The sequence below is a fragment of the Streptomyces sp. NPDC046977 genome, assembly GCF_040644455.1.
Lineage (GTDB): Bacteria > Actinomycetota > Actinomycetes > Streptomycetales > Streptomycetaceae > Actinacidiphila.
Window position 1 is genome coordinate 169,972 of sequence record NZ_JBEYWO010000016.1, and the last position, 19,523, is coordinate 189,494.

The 19,523-nt window shown below is 73.4% G+C and carries 17 protein-coding genes; 9 read left to right on the plus strand and 8 right to left on the minus strand.

Annotated features, from left to right (window positions below; translation table 11 throughout):
- Nucleotides 1-50 precede the first annotated feature (50 nt).
- Nucleotides 51-1,502, plus strand: a complete 1,452-nt coding sequence (locus tag ABZ883_RS23580; RefSeq protein WP_360909099.1) for an aldehyde dehydrogenase — start codon at nt 51-53, stop codon at nt 1,500-1,502.
- A gap of 266 nt (nt 1,503-1,768) precedes the next feature.
- Entirely contained in the window at nt 1,769-2,536 is a 768-nt protein-coding gene (locus tag ABZ883_RS23585) for a hypothetical protein (protein ID WP_360909101.1), read from the plus strand.
- 78 nt (nt 2,537-2,614) lie between these two features.
- Here the strand turns inward: ABZ883_RS23585 and ABZ883_RS23590 are convergent, their stop codons facing one another.
- Both ABZ883_RS23590 and ABZ883_RS23595 read right to left on the minus strand, forming a co-directional pair.
- Nucleotides 2,615-3,571, minus strand: a complete 957-nt coding sequence (locus ABZ883_RS23590; RefSeq protein ID WP_360909103.1) for a polysaccharide deacetylase family protein — start codon at nt 3,569-3,571, stop codon at nt 2,615-2,617.
- Nucleotides 3,572-3,811: 240 nt separating this feature from the next.
- On the minus strand, nt 3,812-4,630 hold the full coding sequence (locus ABZ883_RS23595; RefSeq protein ID WP_360909105.1) for a GntR family transcriptional regulator: 819 nt from the start codon (nt 4,628-4,630) through the stop codon (nt 3,812-3,814).
- Between the two features lie 432 nt (nt 4,631-5,062).
- Here ABZ883_RS23595 and ABZ883_RS23600 point away from each other — a divergent pair, with 432 nt between their 5' ends.
- Nucleotides 5,063-6,100 (plus strand): DUF2637 domain-containing protein, encoded by a 1,038-nt coding sequence (locus ABZ883_RS23600; protein WP_360909107.1) that lies wholly within the window; start codon nt 5,063-5,065, stop codon nt 6,098-6,100.
- Nucleotides 6,101-6,196: 96 nt separating this feature from the next.
- Here the strand turns inward: ABZ883_RS23600 and ABZ883_RS23605 are convergent, their stop codons facing one another.
- Nucleotides 6,197-6,664, minus strand: a complete 468-nt coding sequence (locus tag ABZ883_RS23605; RefSeq protein WP_360909109.1) for an ATP-binding protein — start codon at nt 6,662-6,664, stop codon at nt 6,197-6,199.
- A gap of 139 nt (nt 6,665-6,803) precedes the next feature.
- Between ABZ883_RS23605 and ABZ883_RS23610 the strand changes: the two genes are divergently transcribed.
- Nucleotides 6,804-7,460 (plus strand): GntR family transcriptional regulator, encoded by a 657-nt coding sequence (locus ABZ883_RS23610; protein ID WP_360909111.1) that lies wholly within the window; start codon nt 6,804-6,806, stop codon nt 7,458-7,460.
- Nucleotides 7,461-7,471: 11 nt separating this feature from the next.
- On the plus strand, nt 7,472-7,951 hold the full coding sequence (locus ABZ883_RS23615; RefSeq protein WP_360909196.1) for an OsmC family protein: 480 nt from the start codon (nt 7,472-7,474) through the stop codon (nt 7,949-7,951).
- A 38-nt stretch (nt 7,952-7,989) separates the two neighbouring features.
- Here ABZ883_RS23615 and ABZ883_RS23620 read toward each other — a convergent pair whose 3' ends face one another.
- Complete coding sequence (locus ABZ883_RS23620) at nt 7,990-9,408, minus strand: glycoside hydrolase family 47 protein (RefSeq protein WP_360909113.1); 1,419 nt, start codon at nt 9,406-9,408, stop codon at nt 7,990-7,992.
- A gap of 92 nt (nt 9,409-9,500) precedes the next feature.
- On the opposite strand from ABZ883_RS23620, the gene ABZ883_RS23625 reads away from it, so the two are divergent.
- The gene (locus ABZ883_RS23625; protein WP_360909115.1) at nt 9,501-12,683 is read left to right on the plus strand and encodes a glycoside hydrolase family 38 C-terminal domain-containing protein; all 3,183 of its coding nucleotides are present in this window, start codon (nt 9,501-9,503) and stop codon (nt 12,681-12,683) included.
- On the opposite strand, the gene ABZ883_RS23630 is transcribed toward ABZ883_RS23625, so the two are convergent.
- Nucleotides 12,641-14,032 (minus strand): protein phosphatase 2C domain-containing protein, encoded by a 1,392-nt coding sequence (locus ABZ883_RS23630; protein ID WP_360909117.1) that lies wholly within the window; start codon nt 14,030-14,032, stop codon nt 12,641-12,643. The genes ABZ883_RS23625 and ABZ883_RS23630 overlap by 43 nt on opposite strands.
- Nucleotides 14,033-14,292: 260 nt before the next feature.
- Here ABZ883_RS23630 and ABZ883_RS23635 point away from each other — a divergent pair, with 260 nt between their 5' ends.
- The 3 genes from ABZ883_RS23635 to ABZ883_RS23645 all read left to right on the plus strand — a co-directional run bounded on the left by ABZ883_RS23635 (nt 14,293) and on the right by ABZ883_RS23645 (nt 17,416).
- Nucleotides 14,293-15,282 (plus strand): helix-turn-helix domain-containing protein, encoded by a 990-nt coding sequence (locus ABZ883_RS23635; RefSeq protein ID WP_360909119.1) that lies wholly within the window; start codon nt 14,293-14,295, stop codon nt 15,280-15,282.
- Between the two features lie 137 nt (nt 15,283-15,419).
- On the plus strand, nt 15,420-16,259 hold the full coding sequence (locus ABZ883_RS23640) for a polysaccharide deacetylase family protein (protein WP_360909121.1): 840 nt from the start codon (nt 15,420-15,422) through the stop codon (nt 16,257-16,259).
- Between the two features lie 101 nt (nt 16,260-16,360).
- On the plus strand, nt 16,361-17,416 hold the full coding sequence (locus ABZ883_RS23645) for a LacI family DNA-binding transcriptional regulator (protein WP_360909123.1): 1,056 nt from the start codon (nt 16,361-16,363) through the stop codon (nt 17,414-17,416).
- 24 nt (nt 17,417-17,440) lie between these two features.
- On the opposite strand, the gene ABZ883_RS23650 is transcribed toward ABZ883_RS23645, so the two are convergent.
- From ABZ883_RS23650 to ABZ883_RS23660, 3 genes are all read right to left on the minus strand, one after another.
- Nucleotides 17,441-17,830, minus strand: a complete 390-nt coding sequence (locus tag ABZ883_RS23650) for a hypothetical protein (protein WP_360909197.1) — start codon at nt 17,828-17,830, stop codon at nt 17,441-17,443.
- A 67-nt stretch (nt 17,831-17,897) separates the two neighbouring features.
- Complete coding sequence (locus ABZ883_RS23655; RefSeq protein ID WP_360909125.1) at nt 17,898-18,326, minus strand: roadblock/LC7 domain-containing protein; 429 nt, start codon at nt 18,324-18,326, stop codon at nt 17,898-17,900.
- 66 nt (nt 18,327-18,392) lie between these two features.
- On the minus strand, nt 18,393-19,430 hold the full coding sequence (locus ABZ883_RS23660) for a MarR family transcriptional regulator (protein WP_360909127.1): 1,038 nt from the start codon (nt 19,428-19,430) through the stop codon (nt 18,393-18,395).
- Between the last annotated feature and the right edge of the window lie 93 nt (nt 19,431-19,523).

The window sequence follows — 19,523 nt, forward strand, 5'->3', positions numbered from 1 at the left end:
CCGGTCCCCTCTCCCCCTCTGCCCGTCCCGTACGAAGGAACCCGCACGACATGACTGTCCACGACAAGCTCTACATCGGCGGCTCCTGGGTCGCCCCCAGCGACCCGGACCTGCTGCTCGACATCCTCTCCCCGCACGACCAGTCCCTGCTGGGCAGCGTGGCGCAGGCCGCGCCCGCCGACGTGGACGCGGCGGTCGCCGCGGCCCGCGAGGCCTTCGACCACGGGCCGTGGCCGCGCACCGCGCCCGAGGAGCGGCAGGAGATCGTCCGGCGCTACGACGCCCTGCGCGCGGCGCGTGCCGACGAGGTCGCCGCGGCGATCTCCGTCGAGAACGGCTCCGCGGGCTGGTTCACCAAGGCCGGCCAGCCGTTCCTGACCCGCCAGGTCGGCGCGTACCTCAAGGCGGCCGAGGAGTTCGGCTGGGAGGAGGTCGTCGAGCCGTCCGATCCTTCGGTGGCCTTCGACACCATCGTGCGGCGCGAGGCGATCGGCGTGGTCGCCGCCGTCATCCCGTGGAACTCCCCGTTCTCCGCCGCCACCGCCAAGCTGGTGCCGGCCCTGCTGGCGGGCAACACCGTGGTGCTGAAGGTCTCTCCGGAGAACTCGCTGAGCATGATGCTGCTGGCACAGCTGTGGCACGAGGCGGGCCTTCCCGAGGGCGTGCTCAGCGTGCTGCCGGCGGACCGCGAGACCAGTGAGTACCTCGTCTCGCACCCCGGCGTGGACAAGATCTCCTTCACCGGTTCGACGCGCGCCGGGCGGCGTATCGCCTCGATCGCCGGTGAGCACCTCAAGCGCGTCGGCCTGGAGCTGGGCGGCAAGTCCGCCGCGCTCGTCCTGGAGGACGCGGACCTGCCGGCCGTGACGCAGGGCCTGCGGTTCGGTTCGCTGGCCAACAACGGCGAGGCCTGCATCCTGCAGACCCGCATCCTCGCCCCGCGCAGCCGGTACGAGGAGGTCGTCGCGGCGGTGAAGGAGATGGTGGAGTCGCTGAAGGTCGGCGACCCGTCCGCCCCCGACACGTTCATCGGCCCGATGATCCGCCGCGACCAGCAGCAGCGCGTCATCGACTACATCACCCTCGGCATCGAGGAGGGCGCCCGCCTGGTCACCGGCGGCCCGCAGGTCCCCGAGGGCCTGGAGAAGGGCAACTACGTCACCCCGACCGTGTTCGCCGACGTCGACAACTCCATGCGCATCGCCCAGGAGGAGATCTTCGGCCCGGTCCTGGCGGTCATCGCGTACGAGGACGAGGACGACGCGGTCCGCATCGCCAACGACTCCGAGTACGGCCTGTCCGGCGGCGTCTGGTCGGCGGACCCGGAGCGGGCCCTGTCCGTCGCCCGCCGGCTGCGCACCGGCACGGTCACCGTCAACGGCTCGCCGATGAGCTTCGACGGCCCGTTCGGCGGCTACAAGGCGAGCGGGGTGGGCCGCGAGTACGGCAAGGTCGGCCTGACCGGCTACGTCGAGCACAAGTCGATCACCCGCAGCCGGTAGTCACCGCGCTGCCCCGGCGGGCCCGGGAGCCGGCCCACGAGGTGGTGAAGCCGGCTCCGCCGCCGGTCGGCCGAGGTACGCGGAACAATTCGGCCGCTCCCGGCGAGGCTCGCGCCCCGGTCCTCGCGGGGCGCGGGGAGCGCGCGCGGCGGAGGGCGCCGTGATCGATGCGTGTCCGCCCTCTTGGCGCGGCACCCCGTGCCGTGCTGGACTTCGCCCAACGGGCTCGATGACGCGCTTCGGGAGGGCAAGTGGCGGACACCGCCATGTCGGACGCAGAGGTGGGACCGGCCGAGGGCGGTGGCGCGCCCCCCGACGTGGCGCGGCTGCGCGGGCGGGGCTGCTGGACGGAGGCCGCGGCGCTGCTGGCGCCGTACGCCGCCGAGCGTCCGGAGGCCGCCACGCGGCGGGCGGCACTGCTGATCGAGCGGTGCCTGTTCACCCTGGACGGCTGGGCGGAGGCCGAGGACGCGCTGCGCACGGCGGAGGCCCTGGCCCGTACCGACAACGAGCGCGGCGAGGCCTCCTGCGAACGGGGGAACCTCGCCTACCTCGTGACGCTCTTCGGGCCGCGGGACCGCGCGGACGAGGCGCGGGCGGCCCTGATGCGCAGTGCCGCGCTGCTGGAGCCCGGCGCGCCCGGACGGCCGCTGCTGGACTACCGGCGGGGCCTGGTGGCGGAGCGGCTGGGCGACGACGCCACGGCGGCCAGGGCCTCCTACCTGCGGGCGCGGGCCGGGGCCGAGGCGCACGGCGACCCGCTGCTCACCTCCCACATCCTCGGGCGTCTGGCGGGACTCGCGGCCCGCGACGGCGATCTCGCCGCGGCCCGGGAGGGTTTCGCGGAGTCGCTGCGGCTGCGGGTGGAAACCGGGTACCTCGTCGGGACCGCCCCGGCCCTGGCCTCGCTGGCGACCGTGGAGGCCGAGCCGGAGGCGGCCCGGCTGCGCGCCGAGGCCGCACGGCTGTTCCGGCTGCTCGGCGGCGTACCCGTGTGGCTGGCGGAGACCCTGGACGGCGAGGCGGTCGCATAGGCGCGGGCGCCTCGCGAGAGGCGCCGGCACGCCCATGCACGACCGCGGTTCAGGACCGCGGCGCGGCAGGGCGGGTGCTCACTGCGCGGCGGGCGGCGCCTGGATGTAGTCCTCCAGGCGGGCCACGGTGAAGCCCTGTTCGCGGATGTGGCGGAGCATGTTGGCGAACATGTGCGTCATCGTGACGCCCTTGAGCTCCGCGGGTCCGCGGAAGTGCGCCAGGATGATGTCCCCGGGGCGCAGCCGCTTGTCCGCGGTCTGGTACTGCATCTGCTTGATCTGCATGGACTCGCGCCACAGCACGATCGCCCGCGGACCGCACTGCCGCACCGCCGCGCCGAGGGAGTCCGCGTACGCTCCGGCGCCGTACGGCGGGCGGAACAGGAGGGGGGCCGTGCCGTACCGCTGGGTGAGGACTTCCTGGTTCCCGCATATCTCGGCGCGCTGCCGGGCGGGCGACAACCGCGTCATGTCCGGGTGGTGCAGGGTGTGGTTCTGCACATGGTTTCCCAGCCCCTGGAGCTGCGCGAAATAGCCGTAGTCGCTTTTGATGGCGTCATTCGTCAGAAACATGGTGACGGGGACCTTCAAGTCCCCCAGCATCCGGACGAAGTCGGGACTCTTCTCCTGTCCGTCGTCGATCGTTATGAAGACGATCTTCTCCTTGGTCGGCACATTCGATATCACGGGGACCGGGCCGTGCGCGGTGAGTTCGACCGGCTTTACGGCGGGCGGCTCCGGGGCCGGCGCCAGCGGCTTGAGTCCCCATCTCGCCCAGGCGTCCGACGCGTCGGCTGTGTTCGCCGGGTTCGCCGTGTTCGCCGACGGGCTCGGGGACAGGGACGCGCTGAGCGGCGACGCGGGCGCGCCGGGCCCGGAGGAGGGCGCTCCCGCCCCGCGTGCCGCCGCGCTGCTGCCGGCCGCGCACCCGGTCACGGCGGTGCCGAGCACCAGGGCGCCCAGTGCCGCACCGAGCAGTGCGTTCCGTCGTCGCCGCACACGCCCGGACAGCGGCCGAACATATCCATGAGTCATGCACGAACCGTATACGCCCGCCCATTGCGCGAAAGACGCGGGGTCGGTCCGGCATTCCTCGGCCCCGAATCCGCGACCGTCCGCAGGCGCGTGAATTCTATCGCGCGCTTTTCGGCCCGCGAACAATTCCCGTACGGGACCACGGGAACAGGAACGGTTCCTGACAGGTTCCCCACATTCACCGGACTTCTGTGACGGGTTTTCCTTTCGCGCGCCGCCCGGACCGTGCGGGACGGCCCCTCAGTCGCCGTAGTGGCCGCGGGCCAGGGCCTCGACCACGGGGAGGTCACCGCTGACGAGGGCCTCCAGGAGCGCGGCGTGCTCGCCGGCGTCGGCGACGAGCTCGGCCCGGATACCGCGCGGCGTACCGCCGGCGCGGGCGTGGTCCTCGGCGACGGGCCACTGGGCGCGGCGGTGCAACTCCTCTGCGACCGCGACGAGTTGCCGGTTGCCGGAGACCTCCAGGAGCGCGCGGTGGAAGGCCCGGTCGGCCTCGGCGTAGGCCGCGCGGTCCCCGAGCGCGGCGGCGGCGACGGTGGCCTCGGCCAGGGGCCGCAACTGCTCCCAGCGGGAGGACGGCACGGTGCGGGCCAGCCGCAGGACGACGGGCACCTCCAGCAGCGCGCGCACTTCGGCGAGTTCCGCGCGGTCCCGGCGGCTGCGCTCGAAGACCCGGAAGCCCTTGTTCGGCAGGGCCTCGACGGCACCTTCCCGGGCCAGCAACTGCATGGCCTCACGGACGGGTGTGGCCGAGACCCCGAAGCGCTCGGCGAGCGCCGGGGCCGAGTACACGGCGCCGGGGCGCAGCTCGCCGGTCACCAGGGCACCGCGCAGTGCTCGCAGGACCTGGTCGCGCACCGAGTGCCGTTCGGGCATCCGGCGCGGCCGGGGCAGCGCCTCGGCACGGCCCGGGGCGGTGCCCCGGAGAGGCCCGGCCTCCTGGTGCCGCTCGGCATGCGGGTGGGCGCCCCGGACGAGCTCGTCGTGGCCGGGCGGCAGCCCGGGGGCCGCTGCGGCGGCCGCCTGGGCCGGCCGTGCGGCTCGAGGGGCGTACTCCACGGGGGCTCCTTCGGACGGGTCGGTGTGCGCCTGGCGCACTCCTACAGTCGGTGCGCGCCGCCCTCTATTGCAACACTCTCCACGACCTGCTTCGAGAACTTACCTCCCGCCCTGCCCCCGGAAGCGAAGCAAGGCGAGGCTCACCTCATTTGGATCTTTTGTCCAGTCCACCTCGCACATGACCCGGCAGCGCGCGTCACGGCGCCCGCCGGACAGCCCGAGCGGGGTCACGCCAGAGCCCTCCACTAGGTCAACTGGGCTAAGAACGCTCGCCAGTTCGAGTATTCTGTCGGTCTCTCCCCACGCCACCACTCCGTTGGCGTTCTCTTGTCCCGAAACCGCTTCACGCGTCCGAGGCGTTCGCCAGGATGTCGCGCGAACGCCGTCTCGCGGCCCGAGCGCGACGGTACTGCGACGCAAGGAATCGCGCGTATGAGATTTTCGGACATAACGCTTGACTGGACGCTCTCGGGCGCCGCGTGCGTGGCGGTCCTCGCCGCCGCGGCGGTGTTCCTGCGCAACCGCAAGTCCCGCAAGGACGAGGCTGCCCAGGGCGACTCCTGGGAGCGCTCGGAGGAGCGGCGGCGCAAGAAGGAGGCCCTGTACGGCACGGCCTCGTACGTCCTGCTCTTCGGCTGCGCCTCGGTCGCCGCGGCCCTGTCCTTCCACGGCCTGGTGGGCTTCGGCCAGCAGAACCTGGGCCTGACCGGGGGCTGGGAGTACCTGGTGCCGTTCGGTCTCGACGGTGCCGCGATGTTCTGCTCCGTCCTCGCGGTCCGCGAGGCCAGCCACGGTGACGCGGCCCTCGGCTCGCGCATCCTGGTCTGGCTGTTCGCGGGCGCCGCGGCCTGGTTCAACTGGGTGCACGCCCCCCGCGGCGGCGACCACGCGGGCGCGCCGGAGTTCTTCGCCGGCATGTCGCTCTCCGCAGCCGTCCTCTTCGACCGGGCACTGAAGCAGACCCGCCGCGCGGCCCTGCGCGAGCAGGGGCTCATCTCCCGCCCGCTGCCGCAGATCCGCATGATCCGCTGGCTCCGCGCCCCGCGCGAGACCTACGGCGCCTGGTCCCTCATGCTTCTGGAGAACGTCCGCACCCTGGACGAGGCGGTCGAGGAGGTGCGCGACGAGCGGGTCCGCAAGGACCAGGAGGCGATGCGCCGCCGCGAGCACGAGCGGCTGGAGCGCGCACGCATCAAGGCCATCAACCGGCAGCACCGCATCTGGAACCGCGGTGGCAGCAAGTACGAGCTGCCCAGCGCCAACCCGGCCGGCACGCAGGCCTCCGCGGAGCCTGCCATAGAGCCGGAGAAGGCCGAACTGTCCTCGCGCTCCCGTCCGGCACTGTCGCCGGTCCGTGAAGAGGCCAGGCGCACCACCATCGACCTCACCGCCGAGGACGACACCATGGCCCTGCCCAAGCTGGACTCCCTGGAGCGCAAGCTGGCGGACCTGGAGCGTCAGTACGGCTGATCCCACCCGTGTTTCCTCGCGTCATGTCACTGCCCCGGCCCGGGACTTCCGGCCGGGGCAGTGCCGTTCCCGGAACCCCCTCGACATGACGCTCCGTCAGGACGGTGTCGCGTCCAGCTCGAACCACACGACCTTCCCGGAGCCGTCCCCCTCGGCGCGCACGCCCCAGGCGTCGGCGAGCGACTGCACGAGCTGCAGACCGCGACCGCCGGTCCCGTGCGTGGAGGGGGCGCGCAGCCGGGGATGGCGGGTGGTGAAATCCCGTACCTCAACACGCAGTCGGGGCGCAGGGGGCGTCGACACTGTGGACACTGTGGACAGCGTGGCGGTCAGGACGGCGCCCCGGTCGGTGTGCCGCAGGGCGTTGGTGACGAGTTCGGTGGTGAGCAGGACGGCGGTGTCGGCGAGGGCGGGGACGCCCCAGCGCGTCAAGGACTCGCGCAGCAGCCTGCGGACGTCCGCCACCGCCGGCAGGTCGGCGTGCTGGAGCGGACGGTGCAGGAGGTGCGCCTCGGCGGTGTCCCCGACCTCCCGGTCGCCCGTCTGCGCAGGCTGACGTTCCATCGGCTCCGCTCCGGCAGCTCGCGCCCTTCCGGGGTCGAACATCTACGCGCAATGCATGCCCCGGCATGGCCACTTCCAGTCATGGGACGCGGACGCTCCGCTCTTGTATTCATTGCATGCAATGAATACAGTGGCTCTCGTGCAGCAGACGGACACCGCCCATCGGCGGCTGCGGGAACTGATCCTGGACGGGGTGTACGCCCCCGGCCAGCGCCTGACCGAGCTGGAGACGGCGGCGGCGCTGGCCATGAGCCGTACGCCGGTGCGCGAGGCGTTCCGCGCGCTGGTGGCGGACGGGCTGGTGCGCTCCGCGGGGCGCGGGGTGAGCGTGGTCGAACTCGGGCCGGAGGCGCTGCGCCACGCCTACCAGGTGCGCGGCGCCCTGGAGGCGCTGACGGCCGAGCTGGCCGCCGGACGGCAGCGGCGCGGGGAGCTGGCCCCCGCCCAACTGACCGCGCTGGAGCGTGTCTCGGCGCAGGCGGAGGAGGCGACGGCGGCGGGGCGGCTGGAGGAGGCGGTCCGGCACAACCGGCGCTTCCACAGCGGCATCGCCGCCCTGTCCGCGAACCCGGTGGCGGCCGGCACGCTGGACCGGCTGTGGGACCAGATCCAGGTCTCCACCCGACTCTCCCTCACCGCCCCGGAACGCCCCGAGCAGGTCGCCGCCCAGCACCGCCGACTGCTCGCCGCCATCGTCGAGGGCCGCGCGGCGGAGGCCCACGCGGCCGCCCGCGAGCACGTGGCGGACACCTGCGCCGCCTCCGAGCGGAACGACACGGACGAGAGGACGCGGTAGCCGTGCCCGACATCAGCAAGCACCACACCTACACCACCGAGGTCGTCTGGAGCGGCAACCGGGGCTCGGGGACGAGCGCCTACCGCGCCTACGGCCGGGACCACGAGGTGTCCGCGCCCGGGCTGCCGGTGCCGGTGATCCCGGGCAGCTCCGACCCCGCCTTCCGCGGCGACCCGGCCCGCTGGAATCCCGAACAGCTCCAGCTGGCCGCCCTGTCGCAGTGCCACATGCTCTCCTACCTGCATGTGTGCACCGTCGCGGGAGTGGTCGTCACCGCCTACACCGACCGCGCCGAGGCCACCTTGCTGGAAACCGGCGACGGCGGCGGCCACTTCACCGAGGCCGTGCTGCGGCCCCGGGTGGAAGTGGCCTCGGCCGCCATGGTGGACGCCGCCGTCGCCCTGCACGAGGACGCCCACCGGCTCTGCTTCATCGCCAGTTCGGTCAACTTCCCGGTCCGGCACGAGGCGGAGGTGGTCGCCGCCGGCTGACTGGGACACCGACAGCGCGGTCAGCCCGGTCAGCGCGCTCAGCGCAGCCCGCGCAGCACGTTGCCCTCCGTGGTCAGGTAGTTGGAGGCGTAGTCGAAGCGCCGGGCCCTGGCGAAGAGGAGGTAGTAGTACTTGGCGTTCTCGCTGAACCAGTACGCCGGGGTGAGGTCCGTCTGCTTCATCGGCCGCGTCGTCACATCACTGATCGCCGTGTAGCCGTTGCGGACCTTGCAGTACTTCTTCTGCCGCAGGAACATGTCGCGCGCCCGGGCGCGATAGCGCTCCTTCTTCGTGATCAGCCAGAGGAAGAGGCACGAGTCGACGTACTCGGGACGCAGGGGGTAGGAGGCGTCGACGGCGCGCAGGGTGGTGTAGTCGATCATCTCCGGGGGCAGGCGGTGGGCGGCGAGCACGGCGGTCCAGCTGTCGTGGTAGGCCTCCCCGTCGGCGATCCGGCCGCTCTGGGCGAGCAGTCCGGCGTAGAAGGCGGTGAGCTCCGACTGGTAGCGGCTGATGGTCCGCCCGGTGGTCATGTCCGCCTGGCGGAACCAGAGCCGGCCGTCGCGCCGCTCGGCCAGGTGGCGGAAGACGCCCGCGGTGAGCGTGTTGTACCAGGTCCGCAGGTCCGGGTCGCGGTACAGCTGCCAGCCGTCCCACAGGTACTCGTAGAAGGAGTCGACGGGCGGGTCGAGGGTGGCGGTGGTGCCGGTCCACGCGCCGGTCTCGACGTTGAGGGCCGTGCCGACCAGGTCGATCCGCGAGCGGCGGTCGTAGACGGCGCGCAGCGCCTTCTTCGCGGCGTCGTAGTAGCGCCGGTCTCCGGTGAGCCGGGACAGCTCGCCGAACTCGGTGATGCAGGTGCCGATCTCGGCGAGGTTGTTCTCCTTGCCGCTCACGGCGCCGGTGGAAAGGTTGACATAACGGTAGGGGGCCCCGGTCGGCGACCGGGTGAAGGCGGGCAGCAGGCGGTCGGCGAGGTCGCGTGCGCGGTCGAGCAGGACCGGGTCCCTGGTGGCCAGGTGCCCGGAGAGCAGGCCGCCCACCAGCCGGATGATCGTCTCGAACACCTGGACAGGGGCGTCCTGGTCGAGCACGAGGTCGTTCTTGACCCACTGCACGCCCGCGGCCAGTTCGTCGTCCAGTTCCATCAGGTAGAGCGTGTCCAGCGCCTCGATGATCGTCAGGCCGAGCGTGCTGCCCTGGATGAAGAAGTCGGAGCCCGTGCCGCTGAGGGGGCGCAGCTCGTCCCGGCCCCAGGCCAGGCGCCGGTAGGCGTCCCAGGCGCTGCGGAAGGCGGTGACGGCCTCTTGGGCGAGCCCCGCGTAGGGGTCGGGAGCGGCGGCAGCGGCCGTACCGGGCAAGGAGAGCGACGAGGCCATCGTGGCAGGGGCGAGAGCGGCGGCGGCTCCGAGCAGCCTGCGCCGAGAGAGTCCGCCGGGACGCGCGAGTTTTCTCATGCCCCGAAAACCCCGTCCGTCTTCCGGGCGTTACGGGACAGCGCCGCATTGACGGGGAATCCATCCGGTGAGCCGACCCCTGAGGAGCTGAGATGCACGACGACCGACTGCTGGTCGAGGGACGTCTGACCAGGGCGATGGGCCAGTTCATCAGGCCCGCGATCTACGCCGACCGGGTGCCGCTCGCCCTGACGGCGTGGCATGTGGACGGCGAGCCCGTGCCCGTCGGGGAGGCGCTCAAGGCGCTCTCGGACGGCGCCTTCGAGCCCTTCGCCCCGGGCACGCCCTGGGGGCCGCCCTGGTCGACCAGCTGGTTCCGTCTGGAGGGCGCCGTCCCCGCCGGGTGGGCGGGACGCCGGGTGGAGGCGGTGATCGACCCCGGCTTCGGCAACGACGGACCGGGCTTCGTCGCCGAGGGACTGGTGTACGACGCCGAGGGCGCGCCGGTGAAGGGCGTCCATCCGCTGAACCGTCATGTCCCGGTCGCCTCGCCGGCGCGGGGCGGCGAGCAGGTCCGGCTGCTGCTGGAGGCCGCCGCGAACCCGGCGGTGCTGCGCGACTGGCGGCCGACCCCGCTCGGCGACGTGCGCACGGCCGGCCGCGAGCCGCTGTACCGCTTCGACACCGCGGAGCTGGCCGTCCTGGACGAGGACGTCTGGCACCTGGTGCTGGACATCGAGGTCCTGGAAGGGCTCATGCACGAACTGGACTTCCACGACCCCCGCCGGCACGAGATCCTGCGCTCCCTGGAGGACGCGCTCGACGCCCTCGACCTGCACGACGTGGCGGGCACCGCGGCCGCCGCCCGCGGCGAGCTCGCCGAGGCGCTGTCCCGGCCCGCGCACGCCAGCGCGCACCGGGTCTCCGCGACCGGCCACGCCCACATCGACTCGGCCTGGCTGTGGCCGCTGCGCGAGACCGTGCGCAAGGCCTCGCGCACCTTCGCCAATGTCACCGCGCTCGCCCGGGACTACCCCGAGCTGGTCTTCGCCTGCTCCCAGGCCCAGCAGTACGCCTGGGTCAAGGAGCACCAGCCGGTGGTGTGGCAGCGCATCCAGCAGGCGGTGCGGGCCGGCAACTGGGCACCGGTCGGCTCGATGTGGGTGGAGTCCGACGCCAACATGCCCGGCGGCGAGGCGCTGGCCCGGCAGCTCGTGCACGGCAAGCGCTTCTTCCTCGACGAACTGGGCGTGGAGACCGAGGAGATCTGGCTGCCCGACTCCTTCGGCTACACCGCGGCGTTCCCGCAGCTGGCCAGGCTCGCGGGGGTGCGGTGGTTCCTCACCCAGAAGCTGTCCTGGAACCAGTCGAACAAGATGCCGCACCACACCTTCTGGTGGGAGGGGATCGACGGCACCCGCGTGTTCACCCACTTCCCGCCCGTCGACACCTACAACTCCCAGCTCGACGGCCGCGAACTCGCCCACGCGGTGCGCAATTTCGCGGAGAAGGGCCGGGCCACCCGCTCACTGGTGCCGTTCGGCTGGGGCGACGGCGGCGGCGGCCCCACCCGGGAGATGCTGGAGCGGGCGCGCCGGCTGCGCTCCCTGGAGGGCTCGCCGCGGGTGGAGATCGAGAAGCCCGCCGCCTTCTTCGCCGCCGCCGAGGGCGAGTACGGGGACCGGGCCCCGGTCTGGTCCGGCGAGATGTACCTGGAGCTGCACCGCGCCACGTACACCACACAGGCGAAGACCAAGCAGGGCAACCGGCGCAGCGAGCACCTGCTGCGGGAGGCCGAGTTGTGGTGCACGGCGGCGGCCCTGCGGGACCCGGAGGGGTACGCGTATCCGTACGAGGACCTGGACCGGTTGTGGAAGACGGTGCTGCTCCACCAGTTCCACGACATCCTGCCGGGCAGTTCGATCGCCTGGGTGCACCGCGAGGCCCGTGACACCTACGCCGAGGTCCGCGAGGAACTGGAGGGGATCGTCGCGGGTGCGGTGACCGCCCTCACCGGCGCCCCCACCGGCGCCGGCACCGACGGCGGTCGCGCGCCGGGCGTCCTCAACGCCTCCCCGTACGCGCGAAGCGAGGTCGTGGAGCTCACGGCGGAGGCCCGGGAGGCGCTGCCGCCGGGTACGGTCACGCAGCCGCTGCCGGACGGCGGCGTTGCCGCGGCCGTCGAGGTGCCCGCGCTGGGGGGCGCGGCGGTCGGCGCGTCCGCGCCCGTCGCACCGGTCACCGGCGAGCACGAGGACGGCCTGATCGTCCTGGACAACGGGCTGCTGCGGATCGGCGTCGACGCTGACGGTCTGCTGTCCTCGGTGCGCGACCTGTCCGCGGACCGGGAGGTGCTGGCCGCGGGCGCACGCGGCAACCTGCTCCAGCTCCACCCCGACCACCCCAACAAGTGGGACGCCTGGGACATCGACCGCCACTACCGCCGCAAGGTCACCGATCTGACGGACGCCGAGTCCGTCGAGCTCGTCGAGCGGGGCCCGCTGCGGGCCGTGGTCCGTGTCGTCCGGGCCTTCGGCGCCAGCCGGATCACCCAGGAGCTGCGGCTGACGGCCGGCAGCGGGCGGCTGGACGTCGTGACGGAGGCCGACTGGCACGAGTCGGAGAAGGTGCTCAAGGCCGCCTTCCCGCTGGACGTGCTCGCCGATCGCTCCACCGCGGAGATCCAGTTCGGCCATGTGCACCGCCCGACCCACGCCAACACGGGCTGGGACGCGGCCCGTTTCGAGATCTGCGCCCACCGCTGGCTGCACGTCGGGGAACCCGGCTACGGGATCGCCCTGCTCAACGACTCCACTTACGGCCACGACGCGGCCCGCTCCGGTACGGACACCACGGTGCGGCTGACCCTGCTGCGCGCCCCGCACAGCCCCGACCCCGAGACCGACCAGGGCGCCCACCGCTTCACCTACGCCCTGCTCCCCGGGGCCGCCGTCGGCGACGCGGTCGCCGAAGGACTCGCCCTCAACCTGCCGCTGCGTACCGCCGCGCAGGCCGGGCCCGTCCGGCCGCCGCTGCGTGTCGGCCACCCGGGGATCACGGTGGAGTCGGTCAAGCTCGCCGACGACCGCTCGGGGGACGTGGTGGTGCGGCTGTACGAGTCCCGGGGCGGCCGGGCCTCGGGCACGCTCGTGCCCGGCTTCGCCCTGGCCGGGGCACGCGTCACGGATCTGCTGGAGCGGCCGGAGCGCGACGCACCGCGCGCCGGGGACGGCGTCGCGGTGAGCCTGCGCCCCTTCCAGATCCTGACGCTGCGTCTGACACCCGCGACGTCTCAGGCGTCCCAGACGGCCACCACGGTGCGGTCGTCGGCGTAGCCCTTGACGCGGGTGCGGGCGTCGCCGAGGAAGGCCGGGAGCCCCGGTGGCTCGGCGGCGCCCCAGCGCTCCGACAGGTGCGCGACGAGTTCCGGCTCGCCGCGCAGCGGTTCGGCGAGGCCGGAGCTGCACAGCAGCAGGGTGTCCCCGGAGCGGGCGACGGAGGCGCGGAAGCGGAAGTCCACCGCCGGGCCGTCCTCGGGCTCGGGCGGCTCCCCCGACCCCAGGGGCTCCAGGTCCTGCCACTCACCGCCGCGGATGCGGAACAGCCCGCCGTCGCCGACACCGAAGAACAGCCGGATGCGGCACTCCGGGTCGACGGGCAGGAGGAGGCAGCGCAGGCTCACGTCGTACTCGGCGGGGTCCAGGCCCAGTTCCTCGCCCTTGGCGCGCAGCCGTCCGCAGCAGCGGTCGGTGAGACGCTGCAGCCCCGACTTGAGGGAGCCGCGCCGCGAGGCACGGATGTCCTCCGCGAGGCGGGCGTGGCTGCGGCCGACGGCGGAGGCCATCCACTGGCAGGCGTCGCGGGCGGCGCGGTGGGCGACGACGGAGGCCCGCGGACCGGTGGCGACGGCGAACAGCAGCAGGCCGTCGTCCCCCGCCCCGAAGCGCGCGGTCAGCACGGCGTCGCGACGCGGTTCGCCCCGGTAGCGGGCGGAGTCGCCGCGCGTGGCGGCCGTACGCACCGTCAGCAGGCCGTACTGGGCGCCGTCCAGGACGGTGTCGGGGACGAGGTCGTCGAGCGCTCCGGGGTCCGCGAGGGGCCAGGCGGTCGGCTCGGGCGCGTAGGTGGGCGGGCCGTCGCCGAGGTACGCGGTGTCGGGCACCGTGATGGCGGAGGTCGCCGAACTCGCGGAACTCACGGGACCCGCAGGACCCGCGGAGCCCGGGGCGGAGGCGGGGCCGGCGGCTTCCGTGCGGGACGGGCCCGGTATGAGCATGCCGGGTGCGGTGCGGGCCTCCGGGACCCGGGCAGCGGGCGGCGCGCCCTCCCCGGCCGCGGGTTCCGCGGGTGCCCAGCCCGGGGGCAGTCCCGGCGCCGGCGGGCCCTGCTGCTGCCAGGAGTGCGGCACGGACCCCGCGGGCGGCGGCGCCTGACGGCGCAGCCGCAGGGTGTCCGGGGGGCCGGGGTCGGACTCGGTCCCCGCCGCGTCCGGGCGGCCGGCCCTGCCGGGCGGCCCCTGGTCGGACTCCGTGTCGTCGCCCAGTGCGCCGACCGCGGACGTGTAGCGGTCGTCGAGGGTGTCGTCCTGCCCACCGGTCCCGCCGGGCCCGGGGTCGGGCCTTCCGTACAACTGCCGCCACCACTCGTCTTCCTGGTGGCGGCCGGTCTCCCCCTGCTGGCTCATGCCCCTATTGTCCACGCGGACCCGCGCCGGGAAACAGACTTCGGGCAGGCCGGCGGTCCGACGGGCGGCCGGCCCCCTCCTCGGGCCGCACGCCGGACGATCCGGTGGGGACACCTTGCCAGGACAGGGGTTCGAACAGGGATGATGTCGGCGGGCGGGATTACGCCATGGCTCATTCCCGCCACTTCCGCGTGTTGTCCGTGACCGTTGCGGTGGAACTCCCGGCCAGGCTCCGGGAGCCCCCGGGGAAAGGAGTGCCCGTGCTCGGTGCCATTGGCCTGGACGATGCCCAGGAAGCGGCCTACCGCGCCCTGGTGGGGCTGGGGGCCGCCGAGGTCGTCGACCTGTCGCACCGGCTCGGGCGGTCCGACGAGGAGACCGTCGCGGTCCTGAAGCGGCTGGAGCGGCACGGGCTGGTCGCCCAGTCCTCGGCCGGCTCCGGCCGCTGGGTGGCCGCGCCGCCCGGCGTCGCGCTCGGCGCCCTGCTGAACCAGCGGCGGCACGGTCTGGAGCAGGCGGAGATGGCCGCCGCCGTGCTCGCGCAGGAGTTCCGCGCCGAGGCGGCCGAGCCGTCCGTGCACGACCTGGTGGAGGTCGTCACCGGTGCGAGCGCGGTGGCGCACCGCTTCGCGCAGCTCCAGCTCGGCGCGGAGAAGGAGGTCTGCGCCCTGGTCACGGGCAGCCCGATGGTCGTGAGCGGCACGGAGAACACCGCCGAGGAACGTGCCGTCGAACGGGGCGTGCGCTTCCGCGTGGTCATCGAGCGGGAGGTGGTCGGCGGGCCCCACGGCATGGCCGGGATCACCGCCGCCCTCGGCCGCGAGGAGGAGGTGCGCGTCGTCGACCGGGTCCCGACCAAGCTCGTGGTCGCGGACCGTTCCCTGGCGATGGTTCCGCTGGGGCGCAACTCGGCGGGACCGGCCGCGCTGGTCGTGCACGGCAGCGGACTGCTGGACTCGCTGATGGAGCTCTTCGAGAGCGTGTGGCGCGAGGCGCTGCCGATCCGCCTCGTCCCCGGCGGCGCGGCGCAGGAGGAATCGCCCGACGGGCCGGACGCGGTGGACCTGCGGATCCTCTCGCTCCTGCTGGCCGGGCTCACCGACGCCAGCGTCGCCAAGCAGCTCGACCTCGGCCTGCGCACGGTCCAGCGCCGCGTCAAGCGGCTGATGGAGATCGCCGATGTCACCACCCGCCTCCAACTGGGCTGGCACGCCTACGAACGCGGCTGGGTCGCCCGCACCCCCGGCTGACGGCCGCGCGGATCGTCGCCTTCTCCCCGCGGAATCGTCCGGGATCCGTAACAGGCGGATCCCGGACCGCCCGGACTCCGTCCTCCCCTGTGCACGGGCACTACGGCGACACGTACGACACAGGGAGCGGAGCGGACATGGTGTGGAGCGGTATACGGGGGACGAACGGGCGCCTGCTGGCGGCGGCGGTCGGCGTGGTCTCCGTGACGGCGGCGGTGTCGGCGTGGACCGCCCAGGCGGGGCCCGCCGGTGACCGGGCGGCGGCCGCGACCCGCCCGTCCGCGAAGCCCTCCGCCACTGCCGCGTCCCCGGCCGAGCCCCGTCCCATACCGGGGCAGACCTCCGTCCCCGATCCGCAACTCCCCGCCCCGCGCGTCAACATGGACATCGCGCACGCCTCGGACAAGGGGCCCCGCGGGGTGAACATCACCATCGACGACGGTCCCGACCCCACCTGGACCCCGCAGATTCTGCAGGTGCTGAAGGACAACGGCGTGAAGGCGACCTTCTGCATGGTCGGCACGCAGGCCCAGGCGCATCCCGACCTGGTGAAGGCCGTGGTCGCCGCCGGGCACCGGCTGTGCGACCACTCCGTCTCCCACGACACGACGATGAACACCAAGTCGCGGGCCTATCAGGCCAAGGAGATCCTCGACGCCGAGCGCATGATCACCGAGGCGTCGGGCGGCGTCGCACCGCTCTACTACCGCGCCCCGGGCGGCGCCTTCACTCCGTACAGCCGTCAGCTCGCCGCGTCCCGCGGAATGCGCCCGCTCGGCTGGAACGTGGACTCCGAGGACTTCAAGCAGCCCGGCACGGCAGCGCTCGTGGGCACCGTCAAGAACGAGATAACGAACGGCCCGACCGTGCTCTTCCACGACGCGGGCGGTGACCGCGGCGAGACCGTGGAGGCGCTGCGCCAGGTCCTGCCGTGGCTGAAGCAGCAGGGGTACGCCTTCGGCTTCCCGGTGCGCTGACGTGCCGTCACATCGGCGCCGGGGCCCGCGATCCGGGGCGGAGAGCGCTCGGCCCTCCCGGGGGGACGGCTAGGCTGGTGCCGTCCCGAGAGGAGCCCTCGTTGCCCGACCCGATCTCCACGCCGCGCCCCACGCTGGAAGCCGTCGCCGAGCGGGCCGGCGTCTCGCGGGCCACGGTCTCGCGCGTGGTGAACGGCGGGAACGGGGTGCGCGAGGTCCTGGTCGACAGGGTCCGCCGCGCCGTCGAGGAACTGGGGTACGTGCCCAACCAGGCGGCCCGTTCCCTGGTCACGCGGCGCACGGGGGCGGTCGCCGTCATCGTGGCCGAGCCGGAGACCCGGGTCTTCGCCGACCCCTTCTTCGCCGAGCAGTTGCTCGGCATCAGCCGGGAACTGGCCGTCCACGACTCGCAGCTCGTCCTGCTGCTGGTGGAGGGGACGGCCGACTACGACCGGGTCGGCCGCTACCTGTCGGGCGGTCACGTCGACGGCGCACTGGTCTTCTCCCTGCACGCCGAGGACCCGCTGCCCGGCATCATCCACCGGATCGGCCTGCCCACCGTCTTCGGCGGCCGCCCCGGCTGGCCGGGGGCGGACGGCGACAGCGGGAGCGGGATCTTGTACGTCGACTCCGACAACCGCGGCGGCGCGCGGGAGGCCGTGCGCCATCTGGTCTCGCTGGGGCGCGCGCGCATCGCGACCATCACCGGACCACTCGACCAGACGGCGTCCGTCGACCGCCTCGACGGCTACCGCGACGTGCTGCCGGCCGCCGACCCGCACCTGGTCGCCGTGGGCGACTTCTCGGCGGGCGGCGGCGGGCGGGCCATGGCCGAACTCCTGGAACGCGCCCCTGCCCTGGACGCCGTCTTCGTCGCCTCCGACCTCATGGCCACCGGTGCGCTGCGCGTACTGCGCGACCACGGCCGCCGTGTGCCGGAGGACGTGGCGGTCGTCGGCTTCGACGACATGGCCTCGGTGGCCGCGCTCGCCGACCCCCCGTTGACCACGGTCCGTCAGGAGATCGAGGAGATGGGCCGGCTGATGGTGCGGCTGCTGCTGCGCGGCCTGGTCCGGCACTCCGAGGAGGGCAACGGCGGCCCGCCGCCGTCCTCCGTCGTCACGCCGACCCGGCTGGTGCGGCGGGTCACCGCCTGACCCGCCGCACCCGCCGGGCCGGGCTCAGAACTCTCCCTGCTCCTTCATCACACGGCGCGCCTGGGCGAAGAGCATGCCCACGTTGACCGAGCGACGGCAGACGACGACCGCGACGACGTCCTCGCTGGTCGTGTTGCGCAGGAACAGGTGAGTGAGGTTCTCGCTGTTGACGAGGATCTCCTGGAAGTAGTGCTGGTCGGTGGTGACCCCGCGGCGCTCCTTGAAGACGTCCTCGATCATCACCACCGTACGGCCCTGGAACAGGTCGAGGGTCGCGGCGGCCAGCAGGTCCAGTACCTCCGGGGGATGGCTGTCGACGGTGTCGACGGACAGCAGCATGCCGGTCGCCATGTCGACCACACCGGCGGCGAGGCACTCGGGAACCTCCTGCCGCAGGCTCTTCACCAGCATCATGATCTGATCGGCCATGTTGGTGGCCGGGCGCTTTCCGGTGGTGCTCACAGCACTCCTTCTTCGGGGGTCATCCGAGGACTCCCTCGGGGTCGGGCGCGGGCTCGACGGCGGACTCGGGGGCTGGTTCGGTTTGCAGGAGGATCGCCGCGATCCGCTCGACGGCGGTCCGGGCCTCCAGGTGGAGCTGGGGGACGTTCATCCCCTCGTCGCCCACGACGATCAGCAGGGCGGTGTCGTCCACCGCGTAGACGGCCGTGTAGCCACCGCTGCTGCTGGTCACGGTCCTGCGCAGGGAGCCGCGCAGGGCCGCGGACGCGATCCGCTGGGACAGCCCGAGGCTGGCGGCGGCCAGCGCGGCCAGACCGTTGGGATCGATGGCGTCCTCGGTGTCGGCGGCGATCAGCAGACCGTCGACGCCCGCCACGACGGTGTCGGTGATGCCGACCACCTGGTCCCGCAGAGCACGCATCTCGGCGACCAGGGCGTCATGATTCATGCACGTGCACCTCTTTGAATTCGTTGCGGAATGGATGATGTGCCGTCAGTGCCGGGTGAATTGACGTCAGGGGGAATCCGGCCGGCCCCGTCCGCGCGGCCGGAGAAATCCCTTCCAGCCCGACGGCGGCCGGGAGGCCTCCAGCGCCTCGTGGATGCCGCTGGCCCCCGGGAGGCGGCGCGGCAGTCCCTCCTCGGTGACGGCCGCCGGCCCGGGTTCGGGACCGCACGCGGCCGGGGGCCCCGGCGGATACGGCGGCGGGGACGGATCGGGGCCGGGACCGAGGTCCTGAGCGGGAACGGGGTCCGCGTCCGGGTCGGGCTCCGGCTCCGGGAAGCCGGCAGGTCCGGCGGCGGGAACGGGTGCGAAGGGCCGGGGCACGGGCCCAGCGGGGGGCACCGGCGCGGACACCGTCTCCACCAGACCCTCCGCGAGCATCCGGGAGACCTCGACCGTGACCGTATAGACACCCCGGCCCAGCTGGAACGCGATGTCCCTGGGGCTGCGGCGGCCGTTGGCGTGCTCCAGGATGTCCCGCCGGGCGGCGGGCAGCGTCTCGTCGTTGCCCGCGGCGACGAGGGCGATCACCCGGTCGCGGTCCGGGGAGACCGGGCGGGGCAGGGAGGCCAGCGCGGCGATCCGGCGGCCCGCCTCGACCAGCAGTTCCTCGGGTTCGACGCCGCGTCCGACGGCCGGTGCGAGGGCGGGCACCGGGTCCTCGGACCGCGCCGGGTCGAGGACGCAGTTCTCCAGCCGGCCGGCCAGGACGGCGAAGACCGCGTCCTGGGCGGCCATCATGTGGATCACCTGGAACTCGGCGTTCCCGAGCCGCCCGGCGCCGGCGAACGCGACTCCGGGCCAGGCGCCGGTGGCCGCCGCGTCCTGCGCGGCTCCCCATTCGGCCTCGTCGATGCGCCCGGAACGCAGCAGCAGCGTGCCCACCCCCGGGGAGCCGGGGCTCTCCACGGCGACGACCGCGCCGCCGAGCAGATGGAAGGCGCCACCGGGGCTGCCCTGCACTCTCAGCACGCCGCTGGCCCTCTCGTCCCGGCATCTGGCCAGCGCGCGGCCGAGCAGCTCATGGGCGGCATTCCGGGTGGGCACGGAACCGGACGGTGCCGAGGTCATCGCTCCCCTTGCTGCGCGCATGCGGGCATTCCGACAGGGCGCCGAAATGCCGTACACGTGCACGATCAA